Genomic DNA, 23,920 nt, shown 5'->3' with positions numbered 1-23,920 from the left:
TGGCGGCCCCGGCGGACCGGCGCCGCTGGTTCGCGCTGGCCATCGTGATGACCGCGGCCTTCATGGACCTGGTGGACGTCACGATCGTCAACATCGCCATCCCGTCGATCCAGCGCGAGGCCGGGGCCACCTTCAGCCAGATCCAGTGGATCACCGCGGGCTACGCCCTCGCCTTCGCCGCGGGCCTGATCACGGGCGGCCGGCTCGGTGACATCCACGGCCGCAAGCGGCTGTTCCTCATCGGCATCGGCGGCTTCACACTCGCCTCCGCGCTGTGCGGCTTCGCCGTGAACCCGGAGATGCTGGTCGCCTCCCGCGTCCTGCAGGGCGGCATGGCCGCGCTGATGGTGCCGCAGGTCCTGTCGATCGTCCACGCCACCTTCCCGGCGCACGAACGGGGCAAGGTCTTCGGCCTGTTCGGCGCGATCGTCGGGCTCGGCGCGGTCAGCGGCCCGCTGCTCGGCGCGCTGCTGACGGAGGGCGACCTCTTCGGGCTGGCGTGGCGCCCGATCTTCCTGATCAACCTGCCGGTCGGTATCGCGGGCCTGATCCTCGGCAGCCGTTTCATCACCGAGTCCAAGGCCCCGAAGGCCCTGAAGCTGGACCTGGTGGGCGTCGCCCTGGTCACCCTCGGACTGCTGATGCTGCTCTACCCGCTGACCCGGGGCCGCGAGCTGGGCTGGCCGCTGTGGGGATACCTGTCGATGGGCGGCTCGCTCGTCGTGCTGGGGGTGCTGGTGGCGTACGAGCGGCGCAAGGGCGCCCGTGACGGCTCCCCGCTGGTCGAGCTGTCCCTGTTCAAGGTGAAGAGCTTCGCGGCCGGTATCGCCGTCCAGACGGTCTTCGGCGTCGCGCTCGGCATCTTCTTCCTGGTCTGGACGCTGTACATGCAGTTCGGGCTGGGCTGGAGCCCGCTGAAGGCCGGCCTCACCGGCATCCCGTTCTCGATCGCCGTCTCCACCGCGGCCGGTCTGTCCGTCCAGCAGCTCGTGCCGCGCTTCGGCCGCACGGTGCTTCAGACGGGCGCGCTGCTCATGGGCGCCGGCATCCTGCTCTACATCTGGGAGGCCGGCCGCTACGGCCTCGCCATCGCCCCGTGGCAGATGGCTCTGCCCCTGATCGTGATGGGCGCCGGCATGGGTCTGATCGTGGCCCCGCTGACGGACGCGATCCTCTCCGAGGTGCCGCGCGAGCACGCCGGCTCGGCGTCCGGCCTGATCAACACGGTCCAGCAGATGGGCAACGCCCTCGGTCTCGGCCTCGTCTCCGTCGTCTTCTACGGCGTCGTCGACGACCGCCTGACCGAGGCCACGACCCCCACCGCGGCGGGCACTGCCTTCGCGGACGGCTTCCAGCACGCGCTGGGCTGGGTGGCGGCGGTGATGGCGGTCATCTTCCTGCTGATGTGGGCCCTGCCGGCGCGGCCGATGGGACCGGGAGAGGGTGAAGGCTCCGGAGGCGAGGCCCCGGAGGACGAGCGGTCCGCCGAGGGGACCCCTCAGCTCGTCGGCTGAGCGACCGAGGGTCGACCGACCGAGGGTCGACCGACCGAGTGGCCGAGTGGCCGACCCGAAAGGGCCCGTCCGGGTATGACCTGGACGGGCCCTTCGCCGTTCCCGGTCTCCCCGACTCAATGCCCGATCATGCCCGATTGGATCCGAGTCTGTTTACTTCCCTGAATCCCGGGCGTAATCTCACTCTAGAACCACAAGCTCGGGCACGCAGCGAAGGAGAACGGGCATGTACGCACCGGAGCGGCAGCAAGCGATCCTCCGCCTGGCTCGGGACGGCGGCCGGGTGGACGTGCTGTCGCTCGCCGAGGAGTTCCAGGTCACCGCCGAGACCATCCGGCGGGACCTCAAGGCGCTCGACCGGGCCGGACTCGTACGGCGCGTGCACGGCGGCGCCATCCCCGCCGGGCGTCTCGACTTCGAACCGGACCTCACCGAGCGGGAGTCCACGGCGGCGGACGAGAAGGACAGGATCGCGAAGGCGGCCCTCGCCGAACTCCCCACCGACGGCACCCTGATCCTCGACGCCGGCACCACCGTGGCCCGCCTCGCCGCCGCCCTGCCGCTCGAGTCGTCCCTCACCGTCGTCACGCACAGCCTGCCCATCGCCGCCCGCCTCGCCGACCACCCCGGCATCCAGCTCCACCTCGTCGGAGGCCGCGTACGGCACCGCACCCGCGCCGCCGTCGACGCCTGGGCCCTGCGCGCCTACGCCGAGATCCGCGCCGACGTGCTGTTCGTCGCCGTCAACGGCTTCTCCGCCGAGCACGGACTGACCACCCCCGACCTCGCCGAAGCCGCCGTCAAACGCGCCGCCGTCGCCGCCGCCCGCCGCGTCGTCCTGCTCGCCGACTCCGGCAAGCACGGTCAGGAACACTTCGCCCGCTTCGGCGACCTCGGCGACGTGGACCTGCTGATCACCGACACCGGCCTCGCACCCGAGACCGCCACGGCCATCGAGCACGGCGGGACGGAAGTGCAGCGTGTCTGAGAACGTGCCCCCACCCGGGCCTGGAAACGAGCGCATGATCCTCACCGTCACCCCCAACCCGTCCCTCGACCGCACCTACGAGATCCCCGCCCTGGACCGCGGCGAGGTCATCCGCGCCACCGGCGAGCGCATGGACCCCGGCGGCAAGGGAGTGAACGTCTCCCGGGCCGTCGCCGCGGCCGGCCGGCGCACCGTCGCCGTCCTGCCCCTCGGCGGCGCCCCCGGCGCCCTCGTCGCCGACCTCCTGCACGCGCAGGGCATCGACGTCGCCCCCGTCCCCGTCGCCGGCGCCACCCGCTCCAACATCGCCCTCGCCGAGTCGGACGGCGTCCTGACGAAGGTCAACGCTCCCGGCCCCGAACTGACCCCCGCCGAACGCGAAGCCCTCCTCGACGCCGTCCGCACCCAGGCCCGCGCCGCCGACTGGATTGCCTGCTGCGGCAGCCTCCCCCGCGGACTCGCCGCCACCTGGTACGCCGACGTCGTCACCCGGGCCCACGCCGACGGCACCCGGATCGCCCTGGACACCTCCGGACCGGCCCTCCTCGAAGCCGTACGCGCCCGGCCCGACGTCGTCAAACCCAACGCCGACGAACTCGCCCAGGCGGTCGGACGCCCCCTCACCACCATCGGCGACGCACTCAAGGCCGCCGGGCAACTGCGCGAACTGGGCGCCCGCGCCGTCCTCGCCAGCCTGGGCGCCGACGGGCAACTGCTGGTCGACGACGCGGGCACCTGGTTCGGCACCGCACACGTCGACGCCGTCCGCAGCAACGTCGGCGCCGGAGACGCCTCCCTCGCCGGATTCCTCATCGCCGGCGGTCACGGCCCCGACGCCCTCGCCTGCGCCGTCGCCCACGGCGCCGCGGCCGTACGGCTCCCCGGCAGCGTCATGCCCACCCCCGCCGACCTCGACCCGTCGGCCGTCACCGTCACGGCCGACATCCCCGCGGACCGCGCCCTCACGGAGCCCACGTCATGAACGGCACGGACGCACCGGCCGCCGGCCGCCCCATCCCCACCCCCGCCCACCGAACTCCCGGGGCGATACGCGTGCGAAGGAGCCCGCGATGAGCGACATGATCACGGCGGACCTGGTCGACCTCGACCTGACCGCCGACACCAAGGAGGCCGCGGCACGCGCCCTCGCCGAGCGCATGGCCGCCCAGGGCCGGGTGACCGACCTGGACGGCTTCCTCGCCGATGTCGCCGCCCGCGAGGCACAGATGCCCACCGGCCTCGACGGCGGCATCGGCATCCCGCACTGCCGCAGCACCCACGTCACCGAGCCGACGCTCGCCTTCGGACGCAGCACGGCCGGCGTCGACTTCGGCGCCGCCGACGGACCCGCCGACCTGATCTTCCTCATCGCCGCCCCGGCCGGAGCGGACGACGCCCACCTCACGATCCTGTCGTCCCTCGCCCGGCAGCTCATGGACAGCGCGTTCACGGACGCCCTGCGCGCCGCCCGGGACGCCGGGACGGCGGCCGCGCTGATCCGCGGGGAGCGGGCACCCGCGGCCGAGGAACCGGACACGAACGCCTCCGCCGACGACGACGCACGGCCCTTCCGTATCGTCGCCGTCACCTCCTGCCCCACCGGCATCGCCCACACCTACATGGCGGCCGAGTCCCTGGAGAACGCCGGCCGGGACGCGGGCGTCGAACTCGTCGTCGAGACCCAGGGCTCGGCCGGCTTCACCCGGCTCGACCCCGCCGTCATCGCCGCCGCGGACGGCGTGATCCTCGCCCACGACGTCGCCGTACGCGAGAAGGACCGGTTCGCGGGCAAACCCACGGTCGACGTCGGCGTCAAAGCCGGCATCAACCGGCCCGCCGAACTCATCGCCGAGGTGCGCGAGAAGGCCGCCCGCGGAGAAACCACCCGGGCGGCCCGGCCCGGCGCCGGCACCCCCGTCGACCGCGCCGGCGAACCAGGCGACGGCTACGGCACCCGGCTGCGCAAATGGCTGATGTCCGGCGTCAGTTACATGGTCCCGTTCGTCGCCGCCGGAGGACTGCTCCTCGCCCTCGGGTTCGCCATCGGCGGCTACCAGATCAACGAGGCCCCACCCGTCACCGAGCACTTCGACTGGGGGCAGGTCGACAGCTGGGGCGCCCTGCTCTTCCAGATCGGCGGCGTCGCCTTCAACTTCCTGATCCCCGTCCTCGCCGGCTACATCGCCTACGGCATGGCCGACCGGCCGGGACTCGTCCCCGGCTTCGTCGGCGGCATGATCGCCTTCACGATCAACGCCGGATTCCTCGGCGGTCTCGTGGCCGGTCTCCTCGCCGGCGGTGTCGTCCTCGCCATCCAGCGCGTCGGCATCCCCCCGGTGCTGCGCGGCATCATGCCCGTCGTCGTGATCCCGCTGCTGTCCTCCATGGTCGTCGGCTTCCTGATGCTCGTCGTCATCGGCAAGCCCATCGCCGAGGCGCAGAAGGCCATGACGGACTGGCTCAGCGGCCTGTCCGGCTCCAACGCCGTCCTCCTCGGCATCCTGCTCGGCCTGATGATGTGCTTCGACCTCGGCGGCCCCGTCAACAAGGTCGCCTACGCCTTCGCCACCGCCGGCATCGCCGTGCAGGACCCGAGCGACTCCGCCATGAAGATCATGGCCGCCGTCATGGCGGCCGGCATGGTCCCGCCCCTGGGCATGGCCCTGGCCACCACCCTGCGCCGCAAGCTCTTCACCCCCGCCGAACGCGAGAACGGCAAGGCCGCCTGGGTGCTCGGCGCCTCCTTCATCAGCGAAGGCGCCATCCCCTTCGCCGCCGCCGACCCGCTGCGCGTCATCCCCGCCTCCATGGCGGGCGGCGCCGTCACCGGCGCCCTCACCATGGCCTTCGGCTCGACCTTGCGCGCACCCCACGGCGGCGTCTGGGTCACCTTCCTCATCGGCAAGCCGTTCCTCTACCTCCTGGCCATCGCGGCCGGTACGGTGGTCACGGCCGGCCTGGTCATCCTGCTCAAGGGCCTGCGCCGCACGGCACCCGACGGCACCCCGGCCGCCGGCGCGCCCGGCACCTCGGACACCGGGGCCGGGCCGCAGCCGGTCGCCGCCTGACAGGTGGAGGGGGCGGACTGCCGCCCGCCCGGACAAGGTCATCGCTCTTGTCCCGGTTGAGGCGCTGTGCGTGGTTCACGGCTCCTGCGAGATACGTCACGGTCCGGGTCATACGGCCCGGACCGTGATGTCTACTGGGAGGCATGCCTGAGCACGTCTCGATCCTCCAGCTCCTGGGTCCCGTCGTCCTCGCCCTGGCGGCCGTGCTGTGGGTGACGGGGCTCGTCCGCCTGCTGCGCCGCTACCGCCCCGTGCACCACCGGTGGGCCCCCGACCAGCCGCTCCCCGGGCTTCCGCAGCAGCGGCAGACCGCCCCCGACCGGGAGACCGTCGAACTCACCCCGGCGGAACGCGACGCCTTCGCCGGCCTGGTCCACCGGCTCAACAGCGGCCGCTGAGCACGGCTTCGGCCGGCAGACGCCCGCCGGCGTCTCAGGAGACCTGCGTCGCCCGCCGCCGCACCGCGGCCCGCGCCGCGTCCTCACTGACGTACACCTCGCACATGTGCCGCCCGTCCGGCGTCGCCGTGTGCTCGACCTCCCACAGCGAGACCTCCGCCCCGTCCCGCAGCAGGAACGCGTGCTCGTAGAGCGAGAAGCACAGGCCCGCGCGCGCCGACCGCCAGGGACGCCCGAACGCCTGCATGATCCGGTGCCCGCAGGCCGTGGCCAGCAACGCGGCCGTCTCACGGCCCGGCCGGTCCGCGTTCTCCGCACGGCGCAGCAGCCGCCGCGCGTGGTCCGCCGAATCGTCCGGCACATACCCGTGCCGGGGCGTGATCGACGGCGACAACTGAACGGTCACCGGCAGCTCGAAGTCGGGCGCGTCCGGGGGCAGCGGAAGCCGCTCGGTCGCGGCGCGCAGCTCCTCCTCGTCCCCGTACACCTCGTGCTGCGGAACGCCGCCGCGCGCGGTGTTGTGCACGAGCTCCCACAGGGTGAGCGCCGAACCGTCGTCGAGCAGCCAGGTGTGCCGGTACGTCTCACGGTGCAGTCCCGCACTGTGGTGCGCGGAGTGCAGCGAACTGTCGTGGGCCAGCGCGCAGTCCAGGCGCCGCAGAGTCTCGTCGGGCAGCTCGAAGGAGTTCAGGGCACGGCCGAGGAGCCGCGCGAGGTGCTCCTCCGGAGACTCCGGCGACTCGGGTGGTTCGTACGCTGTGGTCTCGTACGGAACGCTCAAGGTTTCTCCCGGCGTTGCTGCATGTCACCTTGTGGGTGCATACCGTAGCCCCTCGGCCGGACATCATGTCCGGGAACCGAGAAAACGTACGTCCGGTGAAACGCGCGGACCGCGCGAGAAGTTCCCGCGCGGCCCGTTGAACCGTCAAGAAACCCTGCCCGACGGGCGGTTCAGGGAAGCGAGGCGATCAGGCGGCGCTGCCCGCCACCCATTCGCTCCAGTCCATGTTCCAGCCGTTGAGGCCGTTGTCCGGCGTCACGTCCTTGTCGGGGGAATTCTTGACGATCACCACGTCCCCGAGCATCGAGTTGTCGTAGAACCACTTGGACGGCGTGTCCCTCTGACCGCCCTTCACGTCCCGCAGGCCGACGCAGCCGTGGCTGGTGCCCTGGCGGCCGAACGGCGGGTTGCCCTGGTTGTACCAGTAGTTGCCGTGGATGAAGGTGCCCGACCGGGTCAGCCGCATCGCGTGCGGCACGTCCTTGATGTCGTACGCGTCGGCCAGGTTGACCGTCCGGCTGTCCATGTGGAGCTGCTTGAACTTCTCGGAGATCACCATCTGCCCGTTGTAGGTGGAGAACTCCGAGCTGCCCGCCGAGATCGGCACCGACTTGATCGTGCTGCCGTCCCGGACGACCTTCATGGTCTGGGTGTCCACGTCGACCGTCGACACCTGCGAGCGGCCGATCGTGAAGGTGACCGTCTTCTTCTGCACCCCGACGGCACCGTCGGCGCCCTCGACACCGTCCAGGTCGATCTTCATCGTGACCTTGGAGCCGGCCTTCCAGTAGTCCTCGGGCCTGAAGTCCAGGCGCTTCTGGCCGAACCAGTGCCCGACCACCTTCTGCCCGCTGCTGGAGGTGACGGTGATGTGCGACTGCACGGCCTTCCGGTCGCTGATCGCCTTGTCGAAGGAGAACGACACGGGCATGCCCACCCCGACCGTGGTGCCGTTGTCGGGGGTGTAGGTGCCGACGAAGCTGTCGGCCGCGCTGACCGTGGTGAAGGTCGAGTCCGCGGTGGCGCCCCGGCCGTCCGCGTCCTTCGCGGTGGCCGTTATCTCGTACTTGGCCCCCCGCTCCAGCTGCTTCCCGGGGTGCCAGCCGGTCCCGTCGGGGGACAGGGAGCCGGGCACGTCCCGCCCGGTCTTCGCGTCCTTCATCCGTACGGCCGTCAGCTTGCCGCCGCTGACCCGCACGCCGGTCGAGTTGATGGACGCCCCCGTGGAACCGTCCTTCGCCGAGATCACGATCTTCGCCGCGGACGTCGTGGACGCCCCCTTGCCGCCCTTGCCGTCGTCACCGGCCCCGCTGCCGGTGTCGCCGCCCCCGCAGGCGGTGAGGGTCAGGGCGCCGATCACCAGGGCGGCACAGGCCCCCACTGTGCGTCGCGCTGTCATGTCCGGCGTTGTCACGATCTGCTCCCTCGTCCGACGTTCCGCGAGTTCTGTTCGGTTCCGTTCCGTTCCAGGGTGGAAGAGGCCACCGCCACGGGGGCGGGTTCCCCACGTGCGCCGTGAATGCCATCACGTGACACAACCGCGACAATCGTGAGCGCGATGTGGCCATTCCAAGGTGAGGGCACCGGGCTCGGCCCCCGCTACCGCCCGTACAACTCCCCGTACGACGGCCACGCTCCGCCCGGGCCCGTCACCGGCTCGGCCGCGCGGACGGCCCGGACGATCGCCCGGGTCACCGTGTCCGCGCCCGCCGCGAGGACGTCGTTGAGCGCGAGCGGGTGCTCGGTGTCCAGAGGGCGCTCACCGGTGGCGAGGGCGAAGACCGTGTCGCCGTCGTTGAGCAGGTGCACCGGCCGTACGGCCCGCGCGATGCCGTCGTGGGCGGTGCCGGCCAGCTTCTGCGCCTGTGCCTTGGACAGGTCGGCGTCGGTGGCCACCACCGCGAGCGTGGTGTTCAGCGGCGGCGGCGCGTTGGTCTCCGCGAACTCGGCGAGCCGCCGGCGCGCGGCCTCGTGGACACCGGCCTCCGGGAGGTCCACCCGGCCCCGCAGCAACTCCCCGTAGAGGGCCCCGGTCTCGGGCTCCACGGCGGAACCCGCCGCGTTGGCCACGACCAGTGCGGCCACCGTGATCCCCGAGCCGAGGACGGTGCTCGCGGTGCCGATCCCGCCCTTGACCGGCCCGACCGTGGCACCGGTCCCGGCGCCCACGCAGCCTTCCGGCACCGGGGCTCCGGCCTCGCTCGCCGCAGCCGCCTCGACCGCCGCGCGACCGGTGCCGGCGTCCGGCCGGGCCCGGAAGTCGCCGCCGCGCCCCAGGTCGAAGACACAGGCCGCGGGCACCACCGGCACCACGTGCGCCGGGTCCGGCCCGACCCGCACCCCGCGCCGGTGCTCCTCCAGCCACGCCATCACCCCGGAGGCCGCGTCCAGCCCGTACGCGCTGCCCCCCGTCAGGACGATCGCCTCGACCTTCTGCACGAGGTTGCCCGGGTCCAGGGCGTCGGTCTCCTTGGTGCCGGGCCCGCCGCCACGCACGTCCACGGCGGCCACGGCCCCGCCTTCAGGGGCGAGGACGACCGTCGTGCCGGTGAGCCAGCCGTCCCCGGTGCGGGTCGCGTGGCCCACGCGCAGCCCGGCGACATCCGTCAGAGCGTCAACTGTCATGCGCCCAGTGTCGTCCAGGCCCGACCCGCCGCGCCGGGATCGTCAGGCGGCCGGCTCCCGTGTCGCCGTCGCGCGCTGCCGGGCCGCTCTGCGGGCCGTCAGCGTCTCGCCGACGGCCACGCCCGCCGCCGAGACCAGCCCCGCCGCGAACACCCCCCAGTCGTGCAGGAACGTGCAGCAGATCACCAGCAGGGCCGTCGTCGGCAGCACCAGCTGCTGGGCGATGCCCACCCTGAAGTACCGCGAGTGCAGCACCCACACCGTGAGCAGGTAGAGCGCCGTCGGCAGGGTCACCGCCGCCGACGCGGCCAGCGTCGAGATGTGCGACTCGTGGAGGGTCTGCTCGACCGCCACCTCCAGGCCCGCGCCGATCGCCGCCGCCGACGCGAACACCACGTAGTGGCCGTAACCCCATAGAAACGCCCGCTGGTTGGAACGCAGATGCCAGTGGATCGGCACCACGAAGTAGATCCACCACGCGGAGAAGATGATGAGCAGGCCGCCCGTGGTGATGGGCAGCAGCTCGCCCAGCGCGTCGTTCTCGTCGATGCCGGTCTTCACGGCGACCGTGGCCGCCGCGATGGTCTCGCCGAGCACGATGATGGTGAGCAGCCCGTACCGCTCGGCGATGTGGTGCGGGTGCCACGACGTCGGGTGGGCCCTCTCCGCGTACGCCGGGACGCACAGCTCCAGGACGGCCATGACGAGGAACCACCAGCCCCGGACGTCCTCGGGCAGCACCACCAGGCCCACCCAGCCGATCTGGCAGAGCAGCACACCGCCGGCGTAGCGCAGGGCCATCGCCCGCTCGGGACCGGAGCTCGACCGGGCCACCCGCAGCCATTGCACGACGAGGGCGAGCCGCATGATGAGGTACCCGACGAGCACCGCCGCGTAGTCGTGGTCCTGGAACGCCCGGGACACGCCGGCGGCCAGGACCAGCACACCGGAGATCTGGACCAGCGTGACGAGCCGGTACAGCACGTCGTCGTTGTCGTAGGCCGACGCGAACCACGTGAAGTTCATCCACGCCCACCAGATGGCGAAGAACACCATCGCGTAGTTCAGGATGCCTTCGCCGACATGGCCCTCGGCGATCGCGTGGACCAGCTGGACGCCCGCCTGGGCGATGGCCACGACGAAGCACAGGTCGAAGAAGAGCTCCAGCGGGGTGGCGGCCCGGTGTGCCTCACCACGGCCCCGGGCCGAGAGCGGGCGCACCGGCCGGCGGTGTCCGGGCGGGCGGGGGGAGTCCGGCGCGGGATTCGAACTGGACGTCATGGGATAAAGCACAGCAGATGGGGCGCGGATTCGCGTCCGCGGCGCACGACCTGCGCACAACCCCCGCAGGACTTCCCCGGGCGGCCCGGCCGGACCACGGGCTCGTGTCGGCGGGACGGGACCCGCGGCGGTGCGGCCGTACCCTGGAGTCATGAGCAGCAGCCCCGCCTCCGAGCCGCGCGAGCCGAAGCCCGCGCTGATCTTCGACGACCCGCTGGACCAGCAGTCCTCGGACGACACGGACCGCGGGTGGGGCGATCGGCCGGCCGGGGACAGCGCGGCCGACCTCAAGCGCTTCCTCGACGAGAAGCCGCCGCACCACATCTGAGGCGTGAGAACAGGCGCCGCGCCGCCCGGGCGCCGGGAGACTACCGCTGGTCGTGGCCCGACCCGCGCTGCGCGACGAGCGCGTCGCGGATCTCCTTCAGCACCTCCAGCTCGGTCACCTCGATGATCTCCTTCGTGCCCTCCTTCGCCTTGCGGCGGGCCTCCACCCGGGCCAGGTACTTCGACATGGGCAGGACCATCAGGAAGTAGACGACGGCCGCGGTGATCACGAAGCTGAGGCCGGCGCCGAGGACGGAGCCCCACAGGATCTGGATGCCCTCGTCGCCCTCGCAGGTACCGGTCAGGCACGAGCTGTAGTGATCGAGGTTCTTCGTGCCGATCGCACCGACCAGCGGGTTGATGATGCCCTTCACCACCGCGTTGACGATGTTGGTGAAGGCCGCGCCGATGACCACCGCGACCGCCAGGTCGACGACGTTCCCGCGCATCAGGAAGGCCTTGAAGCCCTGCCAGACGCTCGGTTCCTTGTTCTCGCTCACTTGGGGGGCACTCCTCTGGCACGCAGCTTGGGGAACGGATCGCTCCGCAACCTACGTCAGCGTTCAGCCATTCTGTCCAATCGGCCTCCTCTTCGGAGGGACGTGACGCGAGCCGACGCTTGACCGGACTCAGCACAGCGTCACCGACAGCCGCGCGGTGGCACTCGCCCCCGCCAGCCGGGCGGCCGTGGGACGCGGCACGGACAGCACCACCAGCGCCCCGCTCTCCCCGGCGGCCTCCAGCGGCTCCGGCACCTCCGCCACCCGCGCCCCGCGCGCCACCACCTCGGCGTCCCCACCGGGCCCGTGCTCCTCGGCGGCGATCACGTCGACCCGGTCGCCGGGGCGCAGCAGCCGCACGGTGGCCGCGTCGGCGATCCGCACCGGCGCCGACACCCGCTCGGCGAGCCGCGCCGGGCCCTGCGCCGGATGCCCGCGCGCCCCGTCGGCCTCCCGCGGTCCGGCCGCCACCAGGGCGGCCGCGGTCACGGCCAGCCCGGCCGCGACGGCCCGCCGCCGGTGCCGTACGAGCCGGCGCAGTCGCTGGCGCGTGCCGCGCACCCGCACCGGATCGAAGTGCGGCACCTCACGGGTGGCCGGGGCGTCGGGGCCCGGTGGCAGCGCGCAGCGCGGCGACGAGGAGAAAGAGGAGGGGGAGGAAAAAGAGGAGAGAGGGGAGGGGGAGGAAGAAGAGGGCGAGGCCGGGAATCGAGGGGCGGGGGGAGCGAGGGACACGGGATCACCACCAGCGAGAACGGTGCGGACGGAACGGCTTGCGAAGCCACCATCCGGCATCCCGCCGCCGCTCGCTGAAGCCCGTGGACAACCCACAGCCTGTGGACAACTCCGCCCCCCGAAGGAGGCGTTCCGCCCGGCCGCACCGGTCGCACCGGTCGCACCGGTCCCGCGAAGTCCGCCCCGCCGCCCCCTACGGCAGTGTGAACCCCGGGTCCATACCCCCCAGCGCCCCGGCGCACAGGCAGTCCCGTTCGTCGTTGGACGGAAGGGCGGCCACCGCGTCGAAGAGGACCCCGCGCAGCCGGTCGACGTTGGCCGCGAACACGCGCAGCACCTCGTCGTGGGAGACGCCCTCGCCGGTCTCCGCGCCCGCGTCCAGGTCGGTGACCAGGGTCATCGAGGTGTAGCAGAGCTCCAGCTCACGGGCGAGCGCCGCCTCGGGGTGGCCCGTCATGCCGACCACGGACCAGCCCTGCGCCTGGTGCCACAGCGATTCGGCGCGGGTGGAGAAGCGGGGCCCCTCCACGACGACCAGGGTGCCGCCGTCCACGGCCTCCCAGTCCCGTCCCCGCGCGGCCTTCAGCGCGGCGGCGCGGCCGGTGGGGCAGTAGGGGTCGGCCAGCGACACGTGCACCACGTTGGGCACGGTGCCGTCGGGGCGCGGCAGGCCGTCGAAGTAGGTGCCCACCCGGGACTTGGTGCGGTCGACCAACTGGTCCGGCACGAGCAGGGTGCCGGGTCCGTACTCGGGCCGCAGGCCGCCGACCGCGCACGGGCCGAGCACCTGGCGCGCGCCGACGGAGCGCAGCGCCCACAGGTTGGCGCGGTAGTTGATGCGGTGCGGCGGCAGATGGTGGCCGCGGCCGTGCCGGGGGAGGAAGGCGACTCGCCGGCCGGCGATCTCGCCGAGGAAGAGGGAGTCGCTGGGCGGTCCGTACGGGGTGTCGACCTGGACCTCGGTCACATCGTCGAGGAAGGAGTAGAAACCGGAGCCGCCGATCACGCCGAGCTCGGCGTTCGCCTTGTTCGCCATGTCCGCACCCTAGCCGCCCCCGACGGCCCCCGGACACGCCGAGGACCCCGCCGCCCTACGACGACAGGGTCCTGTAAGAAGTGGTGCGCGCTACGCGGCGGAGCTGCTGGAGGAGGAGCCGGTGCTCGACGCCTTCTTGTCCGACGAGGACGAGGACCCCGTGGACGACGACGAGGAGTCGGACGACGTGGACGACGACTTCGACGCCGCCGGCGAGCTGCTCGACGAGGAGCCGCGGCTGTCGTTGCGGTAGAAGCCGGAGCCCTTGAAGACGATGCCGACCGCCGAGAACACCTTCTTGAGGCGGCCCTGGCAGGTGGGGCACTCGGTCAGTGCGTCGTCGGTGAACTTCTGCACCGCCTCGAGGCCCTCGCCGCAAGCGGTGCACTGGTACTGGTAGGTCGGCACTGTCTTCCTCCTGGCACTCTCACTTGATGAGTGCTAACGACAATCCATAGTGACGTATTCCGGCCTCTCAGTCCACTGCGACCGGCACGCGGTGACCCACGCCACGTGCGACCGTACGGCCGGCGGCCCGCGCCGAGAGCCGGGAGCGCAGGGCGACGAGGGTGACCAGGGCCAGCAGCGTGCCGCCCATCGGCACCAGGAAACCGGCCCCGCCCCACAGACGGTCCTCCAGCTGTCCGGCGACCGTGACGGCGGCGGCCTGGCCGAGCGCGACGGCACCGGTCAGCCAGGTGAACGCCTCGGTGCGGGCCCCGGCCGGGACCAGGCTCTCGACCAGCGTGTAGCCGGTGATCAGGGAGGGCGCGATGCACATGCCGACCAGCAGGCCCAGGGCGGCCAGCACGAGGACCGAGTGCGCGGCCCACAGCCCGGACGCGGCCAGCGCGAGCGCGGCGTACCCGACGAGGAGGCGGCGCTGGGGCGCGACCTTCCAGGCGATGGCACCGCAGACCAGGCCGGCGAGCATGTTGCCCGCGGCGAAGGTGCCGTACAGGACGCCGTTCAGGCCGGGGCGGCCGATCGACTCGGTGAAGGCGGCCAGGGAGACCTGCATGCCGCCGAAGACGGAACCGATGCCGAGGAAGGTCACGATCAGCACCCGCACCCCAGGGATGCGCAGCGCGGAGCCGTGCTCCACGCGCGTGTGCCCGCCGCCGGTGACGGCCGGCTGAGTGCCGCGCTGCGCGGCGAAGAGCAGGCCGCCCACCAGCGTGAGCGTGGCCTCGGTGACCAGGCCGGCGGCCGGGTCGACGGCCGTGCACAGGGCGGTGGCCAGCAGCGGCCCGACGACGAAGGTCAGCTCGTCGGTGACGGACTCGAAGGCGGCGGCCGTCGTCATCAGGGGCGAGTCCTGGAGCTTCACACCCCAGCGCGCCCGCACCATGGGGCCGACCTGCGGCACCGAGGCGCCGGTGGGCACGGCCGCGGCGAACAGGGCCCACAGCGGCGCGTGGGCGAGGGCGAGAGCGGTCAGGGCCAGACCGGACACGGTGTGCACGAGAACGCCGGGGATCAGCACGGTGCGCTGCCCGTAGCGGTCGGCGAGACGGCCGCTGTAGGGCGCGAACAGGGCCATGGAGACGCCGGTGACGGCCGCGGCGGCGCCCGCCGCGCCGTAGGAGCCGGTGGTGTGCTGGACCAGCAGCACGATGGAGATGGTCAGCATCGCGAACGGCTGGCGTGCCGCGAAGCCGGGGAGCAGGAACGTCCAGGCGCCGCGGGTGCGCAGCAGCTGTCCGTATCCCGGGCGGGAGGAGGCCGAGTCCTTCGACGGCTCCTTGGTGACCGTGGACGCCACGGCCCGTGCCTTTCTGCCGCCTGGTAGCGCGGCACCCCCGGGTGGGGGCGGCGCCGAGAGCTGTCCTCTTGCGCGGAACTGCGGTAGATACCGGCGCCCACGATGAGGAGGGGCGTCCCGGCCGCCATACGGTCGCGCCAGCTCTGCGTCAGGCAGAGTTGGTTCGATCTGGATCACCTGCATTGTACAGGGCGTTCACCCTGTGACCCCTGTGAAAGCCAGCACGCCCCGGCTTCCGGCCTGCGCTTCCCCGGAACGGTCGGGGCGTTCTCTACGAGCGCCTCAGTCCGTCCGCCCCCAGCCAGCCGGCCAGCTTGCCGCCCGCGCCGACGGCGCGCAGCCGGCGCTCGGCCGCGTCGCGCACCGGGTCGGTGGCGACCACGAGGAGTTCGTCGCCGTGCCTCAGCACGGTCGCCGGCTGCGGCACGAACGATTTTCCGTCGCGGACGACGAGGGTGACGGCGGCGCCGGGCGGCAGGCGCAGTTCGGCGATCTCGACGTTGTGCATCTTCGAGTTCTCGGGGATGACGAACGACAGCAGGTGTCCGCCCAGCCGCTCCAGGGGCGCCGACTCGATGCCGAGGTCGGCGGCCTCCGGGCCCTGTCCGAGGTTCAGCTTGCGGGCCAGCCAGGGCAGGGTCGGCCCCTGGATCAGGGTGTAGACGACGACCAGCACGAAGACGATGTTGAAGATGCGCTGGCTGCCCTCGACGCCGCTCACCACGGGAATCGTCGCGAGAATGATCGGCACCGCGCCGCGCAGGCCGGCCCAGGACATCAGGGCCTGCTCCCGCCAGGACACCCGGAACGGCGTCAGACACACGACGACGCTCAGCGGGCGCGCCAGCATGGTCAGCGCGAGGCCGATGACGAGGGCGGGCACGATGTCGTCGCCCAACTCGTGCGGGGTGACCAGCAGTCCGAGCAGGACGAACATGCCGATCTGGGCGATCCAGCCGAGTCCTTCGGCGAAACCGCGGGTGGCCGGCCAGTGCGGCAGGCGCGCATTGCCCATCACCATCGAGGCGAGGTAGACGGCGAGGAAGCCGCTGCCGTGGGCCATGGCGCCGGCCGCGTAGGCGGTGACGGCGATGGCCATGACGGCGATCGGGTACAGGCCGGAGGCGGGCAGCGCGACGTGCCGCAGACCCCAGGCGCCGAGCCAGCCGATGGCGAGGCCGATGGCCGCGCCGATCGCCAGTTCCAGCGCTATCTCGCCGAGCAGCACGTACCAGTGCTCCATGGGGCCGTGGTGGGAGAAGGCGACGACGAGGATGACCACGGGGGCGTCGTTGAAGCCGGACTCGGCTTCCAGGGTGCCGGTCACGCGGGAGGGCAGCGGGAGGCGGCGCAGTACGGAGAACACGGCGGCGGCGTCGGTCGAGGAGACGACAGCGCCGATGATCAGCGCCTGCTGCCAGTCCAGTCCGACCAGGTAGTGCGCGGCCGACGCGGTCACGCCGACGCTGACCGTGACGCCCACGGTCGCGAGCGCGGCGGAGGCCGGCAGGACCGGTTCGACCTCTTTCCACTTCGTGCCGAGTCCGCCCTCGGCCAGGATCACGACCAGGGCGGCGTAGCCGATGACCTGGGTGAGCTCGGCGTCGTCGAAGCGGATGCCGATGCCGTCCTGGCCCATGAGCACGCCGATGCCCAGGTAGACGAGCAGGCTGGGCAGGCCGCTGCGTGAGGAGATGCGGACCGCCGCGACGGCGCTGAGCAGCACGAGCGAGCAGACGAGCAGAAGCTGGTTGAGGTCGTGGACAGTCAGCGGCCGTTCCCTTCCCTGGCCCACGTGGACGCGCGCGGGGGCTCATGAACATAGGACACGAAGTGGCGGTGCTTCGCACCCAACTACTTCATTAGCTTACCTAACTCTTGACGATTTCTTGACGCTCGTGAGGGCATGATCGAACGTCCGTCCGCGTGGGTTGCCCACTCCGCGTCAAGTCCGACCGGGCCCTGCGCCTATGGTTGCTCCAGCACTCCAGGACCGTCTGCCGCTCGCGTTAGGACAGCAAGGACAGCGATGCCCCCCAACACCACCGCATCCACGGGTCAGCAGCCCGGCAAATCCGGCAGGAAGAAGGGGCGCAGAGCGCGTCTGCTCGTCCTGGTGCTGGTGCTGGCCGTCATCGCGGGCGTCACCGGCGGTGCCTACTGGTCCATCAGCACCGTCCGCGCGTCCTTCCCGCAGACGAAGGGCTCGATCACGCTCGACGGCCTGTCCGGGCCGGTCGACGTCAAGCGGGACGGCTACGGCGTCCCGCAGATCTACGCCTCCTCCGACGCGGACCTGTTCATGGCGCAGGGCTTCGTGCAGGCGCAGGACCGGTTCTGGGAGATGGACGTCCGCCGGCACATGACCTCCGGGCGGCTGTCGGAGATGTTCGGCAAGGGGCAGGTCGACAACGACGAGTTCCTGCGCACCCTGGGCTGGAACCGGATCGCGAAGCAGGAGTACGACACCAAGCTGTCGGCCGCCACCAAGAAGTACCTCCAGGCGTACGCCAAAGGCGTCAACGCCTACCTGGCGGGCAAGGACGGCGCGGAGATCTCCCTGGAGTACGCGGCCCTCGGGTTCACCAACGACTACAAGCCCGAGCAGTGGACGCCGGTCGACTCGATCGCCTGGCTGAAGGCGATGGCCTGGGACCTGCGCGGCAACATGCAGGACGAGATCGACCGCGCCCTGATGACCAGCCGCCTCGGCCCCAAGCAGATCGCCGAGCTGTACCCGCAGTACCCGTACAGCCGGAACAAGGCGATCGTGCGGACCGGCCGCTACGACGAGGTCACCAAGACGTACGGGCCGGAAGACGCCACGGGCGGCACCGGCACCGTGGGCGGCACGGGCGGCACCCCCTCGTCGTCCGGGGCGTCCGGGTCGTCCGGCACCACGGGCCTGCAGAGCCAGCTGGCCGGCCTCCAGAACGTCCTGGACGGGCTGCCCACCGCCGTCGGTGTGAACGGCAACGGCATCGGCTCCAACTCCTGGGTGGTCGGCGGCAAGCACACCATCACCGGCAAGCCCCTGCTGGCCAACGACCCGCACCTGTCGGCCTCGCTGCCGTCCGTCTGGTACCAGATGGGCCTGCACTGCCGAGCGGTCTCCGCCTCCTGCCAGTACGACGTGGCGGGCTACACCTTCGCGGGCATGCCGGGCGTGGTCATAGGCCACAACCAGGACATCGCCTGGGGCATGACCAACTCCGGCGTCGACGTCACCGACCTGTACCTGGAGAAGCTGTCCGGCGACGGCTACCTGTACGGCGGCAAGACGGTGCCCTTCACCACCCGCCAGGAGACCATCGAGGTCGCCGGCGGCGAGCCGAAGAAGATCGTCGTCCGCGCGACGAAGAGCGGCCCGCTGCTGTCCGACCGCAGCTCCGAGCTCGTCAAGGTGGGCAAGAAGGCCACCGTGGACACCGCGGCCCCCGACCGGGGCGACGGCTACGGCATCTCGCTGCGCTGGACCGCGCTGGACCCGGGCACCACCATGGACGCCGTCTTCGCCATGGACAGGGCGAAGAACTGGAAGGACTTCCGCTCCGCGGCCGCCCTGTTCGACGTCCCCTCGCAGAACCTGATCTACGCGGACCGCGAGGACAACATCGGCTACACGCTGCCCGGCAAGATCCCCACGCGCGCGCAGGGCTACGACGGCTCGGTGCCGGCGCCCGGCTGGGACCCCGCGTCCCGCTGGACCGGCTACCTCGACGAGGACGAGCTGCCGTACGAGTACAACCCGAGGCGCGGCTACATCGTCACCGCCAACCAGGCCGTCGTCGACAAGGACACGTACCCCTACACGCTCACCACGGACTGGGGCTACGGAGCCCGCAGCCAGCGCATCAACGACCTGATCCAGTCGAAGATCGACGGCGGCGGCAAGATCTCCACCGACGACATGCGGCAGATGCAGCTCGACAACAGCAGTGAGATGGCCAAGCTGCTGGTGCCCCAGCTCCTCAAGATCGACATAGCGGACCCGGACGTCCGCGAGGCGCAGGAGCTGCTGGAGGGCTGGGACTACACCCAGGACGCCGACTCGGCGGCCGCCGCCTACTTCAACTCGGTGTGGCGCAACACCCTCAAGCTGGCCTTCGGCAACAAGCTGCCCAAGGAACTGCGGGTCAAGGGCCAGTGCCTGTACGTCGACCCGGTCAACACCACCGGTCCCGCCGACGAGGTGCAGAAGGTCCGCGAGTGCGGCGAGCGCGACGCCGACCAGGCGCAGCCGGACGGCGGCGACCGATGGTTCGAGGTCGTGCGCGGCCTCATGGACGACCCGGACAGCGACTGGTGGACGACGCCCGACGCGGGCGCCCGCGACGGAGCCGACCGCAACCGGGACGACCTGTTCGCCCGGGCCATGGTCGACGCCCGCTGGGAGCTGACCGCGAAGCTCGGCAAGGACATCGACACCTGGAGCTGGGGCCGGCTGCACCGCCTGTTCCTGAAGAACCAGACCCTCGGCACCGAGGGCCCGGGCTTCCTCCAGTACGCCCTCAACCGCGGCCCCTGGAAGCTCAGCGGCGGCGAGGCCACGGTCAACGCGAGCGGCTGGAACGCCGCTGGCGGCTACGGGGTCGTGTGGGTGCCGTCGATGCGGATGGTCGTCAACCTCGGCGACCTGGACAAGTCGAAGTGGATCAGCCTCACCGGCGCCTCCGGGCACGCCTACAACTCCCACTACACCGACCAGACGGACAAGTGGGCCGACGGCGAGCTGCTCGACTGGTCCTTCTCGAAGCAGGCGGTCGACGACGCCACCAGCGACACCCTGGTGCTGCGGCCGTGACCCGCTGACAGCACGGACGGGCCCTCCACGCGCGCGTGGAGGGCCCTTTCGCGTACAGGGTGCCGGTCAGGACTCCGGGAAACGGCGCACCCCGGACGGTGTCACCACCGCGTCCACCGGACGGTCGTGGGGCTCCTCGGGGACCCGCCCGACGACCTCCGCGTCGTACAGCAGCACCACCAGCGCCGGATGGACACCCGCGTTCCCCAGCCGCGCGAGGACCCGGTCGTACGAGCCGCCGCCGCGGCCCAGGCGCATCCCGCGCGCGTCGACGGCGAGGCCCGGCAGCAGCACCGCGCCGGCCTCGGTCACGGCGTCCGGGCCGAGGTGCGGGCCGGCCGGCTCGAAGAGTGCCGTCTTCCTGCCGTGTTGGACCCGGACGAGGGCGTCCCGGCCGGTGTAGGGGCCCCAGTCCAGGTCGTTGTCGGGCAGCAGGGCGGGCAGCAGGACGCGCACGCCCCGCGCGCGCAGCGCGTCGAGCAGCGCGAGGGTGCCGGGTTCGCTTCCCACGGACACGTACGCGGCCACCGTGCCCGCCCGCGCGAGCTCGGGCAGGTCCAGGGCGCGCCGGGCCAGCGCGGCCGCCGATTCCCGCACGTCATCCGGCGTCAACCTGCTTCTTACCGAGAGGAGCTCTCGCCGCAACGTCCGTTTGGCAGACTCGGTGCCCTGTTCGAAGTGAGTCAAAGCTCGCTCCCGTACTCTTCCCAATGTGCGCAAATGAGAGCCAAATAACCGGAGCCTCGGATTCCACGCAAAGGCACCGGATAAGGTGTCGGGCATGACTCAGTCCCACCCTCGGATCAGCAAGGCTGTCATCCCCGCAGCGGGCCTAGGAACACGCTTCCTGCCGGCCACCAAAGCCACTCCCAAGGAGATGCTGCCGGTCGTCGACAAGCCCGCGATCCAGTATGTGGTCGAAGAGGCCGTCTCCGCGGGCCTCGACGACGTCCTCATGATCACAGGCCGTAACAAGCGGCCGCTCGAGGACCACTTCGACCGCAACTACGAACTCGAGTCCGCCCTGCAGAAGAAGGGCGACGCCGAACGGCTCGCCAAGGTCCAGGAGTCCAGCGACCTCGCCACCATGCACTACGTGCGCCAGGGCGACCCCAGGGGCCTCGGCCACGCCGTGCTGTGCGCGGCCCCGCACGTCGGCCAGGAGCCCTTCGCCGTCCTCCTCGGCGACGACCTGATCGACCCCCGCGACCCCCTGCTCAAGCGAATGATCGAGGTGCAGGAGCAGCGCGGCGGCAGCGTCATCGCCCTGATGGAGGTCGAGCCCGAGCAGATCCACCTCTACGGCTGCGCGGCCGTCGACCTCACCGAGGACGGCGACGTCGTCAAGGTCCACGACCTCGTCGAGAAGCCGGCCGCGGCCGACGCCCCGTCGAACTACGCCATCATCGGCCGCTACGTCCTCGACCCCCACGTCTTCGACATACTGCGCAAGACCGAGCCCGGCCGCGGCGGCGAGATCCAGCTGACCGACGCGCTGCAGCAGTTGGCCGCGGACGAGAAGGTCGGCGGCCCGGTGCACGGCGTCGTCTTCCAGGGCCGCCGCTATGACACCGGCGACCGCGGCGACTACCTGCGTGCCATTGTCCGACTGGCGTGCGAACGTGAAGACCTGGGCCCGGACTTCCGGACCTGGCTTCGCAGTTACGTAGCCGAGGAGATGTAGCGAGTTGAGCACCGCCGCGCCCCGTCCCGCCGGTCACGACCAGCTCTGGTCCGTGGACGAGCACCTTCAGGACATCCTCGCCACCGTCCGTCCCCTCGAACCCATCGAGCTGCAGCTCCTCGACGCCCAGGGCTGTGTCCTGGTCGACGACGTCACGGTGCCGGTCTCCCTGCCGCCGTTCGACAACAGCTCGATGGACGGGTACGCGGTGCGGGTCGCGGACATCGCGGGCGCGAGCGAGGAGTTCCCGGCCGTCCTGGAGGTCGTCGGGGACGCCGCGGCGGGCCAGGCCGACCTGCTCCACGTGGGCCCCGGCCAGGCCGTCCGCATCATGACCGGCGCCCCGCTGCCGCCCGGCGCCGAGACCGTCGTCCCCGTGGAGTGGACCGACGGAGGGCTCGGCGAGGGCCCGGTCAGCGGGATGCGCGCCCGCAGCCAGGCCCCCGAGGGCGCCGCCGGCACCGTGCAGATCCACCGGCCCGCCGAGGCCCGCGCGCACGTGCGGGCGGCGGGCAGCGACGTCGAGGCCGGCGACCGCGCCCTGCGGGCCGGCACCGTCCTCGGCCCGCCGCAGATCGCCCTGCTCGCCGCCATCGGCCGCGGCACGGTCCGGGTGCGCCCCCGCCCCCGGGTCGTCGTCATGTCCACCGGCAGCGAACTCGTCCAGCCCGACGAACCGCTCGGCACCGGCCAGATCTACGACTCCAACAGCTTCGCCCTCACGGCCGCCGCCCGCGACGCCGGCGCCATCGCCTACCGCGTCGGCGCCGTCGCCGACGACGCCGAGACGCTGCGCGACACCATCGAGGACCAGCTCGTGCGCGCCGACCTCATGGTCACCACCGGAGGTGTCAGCGTTGGGGCGTACGACGTCGTCAAGGAGGCGCTGGCCCACGTCGGCGACGAGGACGAGCCCGGCAGCGGCGTCGAGTTCCGCAAGCTCGCCATGCAGCCCGGCAAACCGCAGGGCTTCGGCTCGATCGGCCCCGACCACACCCCGCTGCTCGCCCTGCCGGGCAACCCGGTGTCGTCGTACGTCTCCTTCGAGCTGTTCGTGCGCCCCGCGATCCGCACCCTGATGGGCCTGACCGACGTGCACCGCCCGCGCACCCGGGCCACCCTCGCCGCCGACAAGGCGCTCACCTCGCCCAAGGGACGCCGGCAGTTCCTGCGCGGCACCTACGCCGACGGCGAGGTCCGGCCCGTCGGAGGCGCCGGATCCCACCTGGTCGCCGCCCTCGCGCAGGCCGACGCGCTGATCGTCGTCCCCGAGGACGTCGAGAGCGTCGAACCGGGTGGCGAGGTCGAGGTGGTCCTGCTCGGCTGACCGTCGCTGGTTGGCGGTACCGTGTCGCGCACAGCAGGTCCGTGCGCCGCACCGCGACGGGCCCGGACCGGGAGCGCCACACCAGCATGAGCACGCAGAACCCACCCCCGCAGGACCACCTCACGCACCTCGACGAGGCAGGCGCCGCCCGGATGGTCGACGTCTCCGCGAAGGACGTCACCGCACGCACGGCCCGCGCCGCCGGACGGGTCCTCGTCTCGCCGCGCGTGGTCGAACTCCTGCGGGGCGAGGGGATGCCCAAGGGCGACGCCCTCGCCACCGCCCGTATCGCGGGCATCATGGGCGCCAAGCGCACCCCCGACCTGATCCCGCTGTGCCACCCCCTCGCGCTCTCCGGTGTGAAACTGGACCTGTCGGTCGCGGACGACGCCGTGGAGATCGTGGCCACCGTGAAGACCACGGACCGCACGGGCGTCGAGATGGAGGCCCTGACCGCCGTCACCGTCGCCGCGCTCACCGTGATCGACATGGTCAAGGCGGTCGACAAGGGAGCGGTCATCACGGACGTACGGGTGGAGCAGAAGACGGGCGGCAAGTCGGGCGACTGGAGCCGGGCATGACGTATCGCGCTCTGGTGGTCACCGCGTCCAACCGGGCCGCCGCCGGGGTCTACGAGGACCGGGGCGGACCGCTGATCGCCGACGGCCTCGAGGCGCTCGGGTTCACCGTCGACGGGCCGCAGGTCGTGCCCGACGGCGACCCGGTCGAGGCGGCGCTGCGCGCCGGCGTCGGCGCCGGGTACGACGTCGTCGTCACCACCGGCGGCACCGGCATCTCGCCCACCGACCGCACCCCCGAGGCGACCCGCGCGGTGATCGACCGCGAGGTCCCCGGCATCGCGGAGGCCATCCGGGCGTTCGGCCGGGACAAGGTGCCGACCGCCGCCCTGTCCCGGGGCCTGGCCGGCGTCGCCGGGCGGACGCTGATCGTGAACCTGCCCGGCTCCAGCGGCGGGGTGAAGGACGGCCTGGCCGTCCTGGAACCCCTCCTGATCCACGCCCTCGACCAGCTCCGCGGCGGTGACCACCCCGGACCGAGCAGTGGGGGTGCGAGCTGAACAGCCCAT

Annotated in this window: 22 protein-coding genes; 11 read left to right on the top strand and 11 right to left on the bottom strand. The window is 72.0% G+C overall.

The features are described from left to right. Nucleotides 1-47 precede the first annotated feature (47 nt). From ACFRAC_RS12880 to ACFRAC_RS12860, 5 genes are all read left to right on the top strand, one after another. Nucleotides 48-1,514 (top strand): MFS transporter, encoded by a 1,467-nt coding sequence (locus ACFRAC_RS12880; RefSeq protein WP_382923983.1) that lies wholly within the window; start codon nucleotides 48-50, stop codon nucleotides 1,512-1,514. A gap of 226 nt (nucleotides 1,515-1,740) precedes the next feature. Beyond that, nucleotides 1,741-2,502 (top strand): DeoR/GlpR family DNA-binding transcription regulator, encoded by a 762-nt coding sequence (locus ACFRAC_RS12875; RefSeq protein WP_382923926.1) that lies wholly within the window; start codon nucleotides 1,741-1,743, stop codon nucleotides 2,500-2,502. A gap of 34 nt (nucleotides 2,503-2,536) precedes the next feature. Then, a complete protein-coding gene (gene pfkB, locus ACFRAC_RS12870; RefSeq protein WP_382923925.1) occupies nucleotides 2,537-3,484 on the top strand; it encodes a 1-phosphofructokinase in 948 nt (315 codons plus the stop codon). A gap of 88 nt (nucleotides 3,485-3,572) precedes the next feature. Continuing rightward, nucleotides 3,573-5,570 carry a fructose-specific PTS transporter subunit EIIC gene (locus ACFRAC_RS12865; protein WP_382923924.1) on the top strand — a complete coding sequence of 666 codons (1,998 nt, stop codon included), beginning with the start codon at nucleotides 3,573-3,575 and terminating at the stop codon, nucleotides 5,568-5,570. A 143-nt stretch (nucleotides 5,571-5,713) separates the two neighbouring features. Beyond that, on the top strand, nucleotides 5,714-5,968 hold the full coding sequence (locus tag ACFRAC_RS12860) for a hypothetical protein (protein ID WP_382923923.1): 255 nt from the start codon (nucleotides 5,714-5,716) through the stop codon (nucleotides 5,966-5,968). Nucleotides 5,969-6,002: 34 nt separating this feature from the next. Here ACFRAC_RS12860 and ACFRAC_RS12855 read toward each other — a convergent pair whose 3' ends face one another. The 4 genes from ACFRAC_RS12855 to ACFRAC_RS12840 all read right to left on the bottom strand — a co-directional run bounded on the left by ACFRAC_RS12855 (nucleotide 6,003) and on the right by ACFRAC_RS12840 (nucleotide 10,655). Next, a complete protein-coding gene (locus ACFRAC_RS12855) occupies nucleotides 6,003-6,749 on the bottom strand; it encodes a DUF6227 family protein (protein WP_382923922.1) in 747 nt (248 codons plus the stop codon). 187 nt (nucleotides 6,750-6,936) lie between these two features. Beyond that, nucleotides 6,937-8,163 (bottom strand): Ig-like domain-containing protein, encoded by a 1,227-nt coding sequence (locus ACFRAC_RS12850; RefSeq protein WP_382923921.1) that lies wholly within the window; start codon nucleotides 8,161-8,163, stop codon nucleotides 6,937-6,939. Between the two features lie 185 nt (nucleotides 8,164-8,348). Next, nucleotides 8,349-9,374 carry a P1 family peptidase gene (locus tag ACFRAC_RS12845; protein WP_382923920.1) on the bottom strand — a complete coding sequence of 342 codons (1,026 nt, stop codon included), beginning with the start codon at nucleotides 9,372-9,374 and terminating at the stop codon, nucleotides 8,349-8,351. A gap of 42 nt (nucleotides 9,375-9,416) precedes the next feature. Next, on the bottom strand, nucleotides 9,417-10,655 hold the full coding sequence (locus ACFRAC_RS12840; RefSeq protein ID WP_382923919.1) for a low temperature requirement protein A: 1,239 nt from the start codon (nucleotides 10,653-10,655) through the stop codon (nucleotides 9,417-9,419). A gap of 151 nt (nucleotides 10,656-10,806) precedes the next feature. Between ACFRAC_RS12840 and ACFRAC_RS12835 the strand changes: the two genes are divergently transcribed. Then, entirely contained in the window at nucleotides 10,807-10,983 is a 177-nt protein-coding gene (locus ACFRAC_RS12835) for a hypothetical protein (protein ID WP_382923918.1), read from the top strand. 40 nt (nucleotides 10,984-11,023) lie between these two features. Here ACFRAC_RS12835 and mscL read toward each other — a convergent pair whose 3' ends face one another. The 6 genes from mscL to ACFRAC_RS12805 all read right to left on the bottom strand — a co-directional run bounded on the left by mscL (nucleotide 11,024) and on the right by ACFRAC_RS12805 (nucleotide 16,813). Then, on the bottom strand, nucleotides 11,024-11,482 hold the full coding sequence (gene mscL / locus ACFRAC_RS12830) for a large conductance mechanosensitive channel protein MscL (RefSeq protein ID WP_382923917.1): 459 nt from the start codon (nucleotides 11,480-11,482) through the stop codon (nucleotides 11,024-11,026). Between the two features lie 129 nt (nucleotides 11,483-11,611). After that, on the bottom strand, nucleotides 11,612-12,103 hold the full coding sequence (locus tag ACFRAC_RS12825) for a hypothetical protein (protein WP_382923982.1): 492 nt from the start codon (nucleotides 12,101-12,103) through the stop codon (nucleotides 11,612-11,614). A gap of 307 nt (nucleotides 12,104-12,410) precedes the next feature. Next, nucleotides 12,411-13,253 (bottom strand): S-methyl-5'-thioadenosine phosphorylase, encoded by an 843-nt coding sequence (locus ACFRAC_RS12820; protein ID WP_382923916.1) that lies wholly within the window; start codon nucleotides 13,251-13,253, stop codon nucleotides 12,411-12,413. A gap of 90 nt (nucleotides 13,254-13,343) precedes the next feature. Beyond that, nucleotides 13,344-13,661 (bottom strand): FmdB family zinc ribbon protein, encoded by a 318-nt coding sequence (locus ACFRAC_RS12815; RefSeq protein ID WP_382923915.1) that lies wholly within the window; start codon nucleotides 13,659-13,661, stop codon nucleotides 13,344-13,346. Between the two features lie 67 nt (nucleotides 13,662-13,728). Further along, the gene (locus tag ACFRAC_RS12810) at nucleotides 13,729-15,018 is read right to left on the bottom strand and encodes an MFS transporter (protein ID WP_382923914.1); all 1,290 of its coding nucleotides are present in this window, start codon (nucleotides 15,016-15,018) and stop codon (nucleotides 13,729-13,731) included. 271 nt (nucleotides 15,019-15,289) lie between these two features. Then, nucleotides 15,290-16,813 (bottom strand): potassium/proton antiporter, encoded by a 1,524-nt coding sequence (locus ACFRAC_RS12805; protein WP_382923913.1) that lies wholly within the window; start codon nucleotides 16,811-16,813, stop codon nucleotides 15,290-15,292. Nucleotides 16,814-17,047: 234 nt separating this feature from the next. Between ACFRAC_RS12805 and ACFRAC_RS12800 the strand changes: the two genes are divergently transcribed. Next, entirely contained in the window at nucleotides 17,048-19,822 is a 2,775-nt protein-coding gene (locus ACFRAC_RS12800; RefSeq protein WP_382923912.1) for a penicillin acylase family protein, read from the top strand. 66 nt (nucleotides 19,823-19,888) lie between these two features. Here ACFRAC_RS12800 and ACFRAC_RS12795 read toward each other — a convergent pair whose 3' ends face one another. Next, nucleotides 19,889-20,509, bottom strand: coding sequence for a 5-formyltetrahydrofolate cyclo-ligase (locus ACFRAC_RS12795; protein ID WP_382923911.1), 621 nt, complete (start codon nucleotides 20,507-20,509; stop codon nucleotides 19,889-19,891). Between the two features lie 94 nt (nucleotides 20,510-20,603). Between ACFRAC_RS12795 and galU the strand changes: the two genes are divergently transcribed. The 4 genes from galU to ACFRAC_RS12775 all read left to right on the top strand — a co-directional run bounded on the left by galU (nucleotide 20,604) and on the right by ACFRAC_RS12775 (nucleotide 23,911). Continuing rightward, entirely contained in the window at nucleotides 20,604-21,506 is a 903-nt protein-coding gene (gene galU / locus ACFRAC_RS12790; protein WP_382923910.1) for a UTP--glucose-1-phosphate uridylyltransferase GalU, read from the top strand. 4 nt (nucleotides 21,507-21,510) lie between these two features. After that, nucleotides 21,511-22,833, top strand: a complete 1,323-nt coding sequence (gene glp / locus ACFRAC_RS12785; RefSeq protein ID WP_382923909.1) for a gephyrin-like molybdotransferase Glp — start codon at nucleotides 21,511-21,513, stop codon at nucleotides 22,831-22,833. Nucleotides 22,834-22,919: 86 nt separating this feature from the next. After that, entirely contained in the window at nucleotides 22,920-23,414 is a 495-nt protein-coding gene (moaC, locus tag ACFRAC_RS12780; RefSeq protein WP_382923908.1) for a cyclic pyranopterin monophosphate synthase MoaC, read from the top strand. Beyond that, the gene (locus tag ACFRAC_RS12775; protein WP_382923907.1) at nucleotides 23,411-23,911 is read left to right on the top strand and encodes a molybdenum cofactor biosynthesis protein B; all 501 of its coding nucleotides are present in this window, start codon (nucleotides 23,411-23,413) and stop codon (nucleotides 23,909-23,911) included. Before moaC ends, ACFRAC_RS12775 begins: the two co-directional genes overlap by 4 nt. Nucleotides 23,912-23,920: the final 9 nt, after the last annotated feature.

The sequence above is a fragment of the Streptomyces sp. NPDC056628 genome, from assembly GCF_042792555.1.
In the GTDB taxonomy this organism is placed as follows: Bacteria; Actinomycetota; Actinomycetes; order Streptomycetales; family Streptomycetaceae; genus Streptomyces.
The sequence above is the reverse complement of the archived record's forward strand: the minus strand, read 5'-3'. Positions and strand labels throughout refer to the sequence as shown.

Bases quoted from the DNA above. Each gene is read 5' to 3' on its own strand.
- ACFRAC_RS12840 (WP_382923919.1), bottom strand. From the start codon at position 10,655: ATGACGTCCAGTTCGAATCCCGCGCCGGACTCCCCCCGCCCGCCCGGA.
- ACFRAC_RS12860 (WP_382923923.1), top strand. From the start codon at position 5,714: ATGCCTGAGCACGTCTCGATCCTCCAGCTCCTGGGTCCCGTCGTCCTC.
- moaC (WP_382923908.1), top strand. From the start codon at position 22,920: ATGAGCACGCAGAACCCACCCCCGCAGGACCACCTCACGCACCTCGAC.
- ACFRAC_RS12775 (WP_382923907.1), top strand. From the start codon at position 23,411: ATGACGTATCGCGCTCTGGTGGTCACCGCGTCCAACCGGGCCGCCGCC.
- ACFRAC_RS12880 (WP_382923983.1), top strand. From the start codon at position 48: ATGACCGCGGCCTTCATGGACCTGGTGGACGTCACGATCGTCAACATC.
- ACFRAC_RS12820 (WP_382923916.1), bottom strand. From the start codon at position 13,253: ATGGCGAACAAGGCGAACGCCGAGCTCGGCGTGATCGGCGGCTCCGGT.
- ACFRAC_RS12865 (WP_382923924.1), top strand. From the start codon at position 3,573: ATGAGCGACATGATCACGGCGGACCTGGTCGACCTCGACCTGACCGCC.
- ACFRAC_RS12845 (WP_382923920.1), bottom strand. From the start codon at position 9,374: ATGACAGTTGACGCTCTGACGGATGTCGCCGGGCTGCGCGTGGGCCAC.
- ACFRAC_RS12875 (WP_382923926.1), top strand. From the start codon at position 1,741: ATGTACGCACCGGAGCGGCAGCAAGCGATCCTCCGCCTGGCTCGGGAC.
- ACFRAC_RS12835 (WP_382923918.1), top strand. From the start codon at position 10,807: ATGAGCAGCAGCCCCGCCTCCGAGCCGCGCGAGCCGAAGCCCGCGCTG.
- pfkB (WP_382923925.1), top strand. From the start codon at position 2,537: ATGATCCTCACCGTCACCCCCAACCCGTCCCTCGACCGCACCTACGAG.
- ACFRAC_RS12800 (WP_382923912.1), top strand. From the start codon at position 17,048: ATGCCCCCCAACACCACCGCATCCACGGGTCAGCAGCCCGGCAAATCC.
- galU (WP_382923910.1), top strand. From the start codon at position 20,604: ATGACTCAGTCCCACCCTCGGATCAGCAAGGCTGTCATCCCCGCAGCG.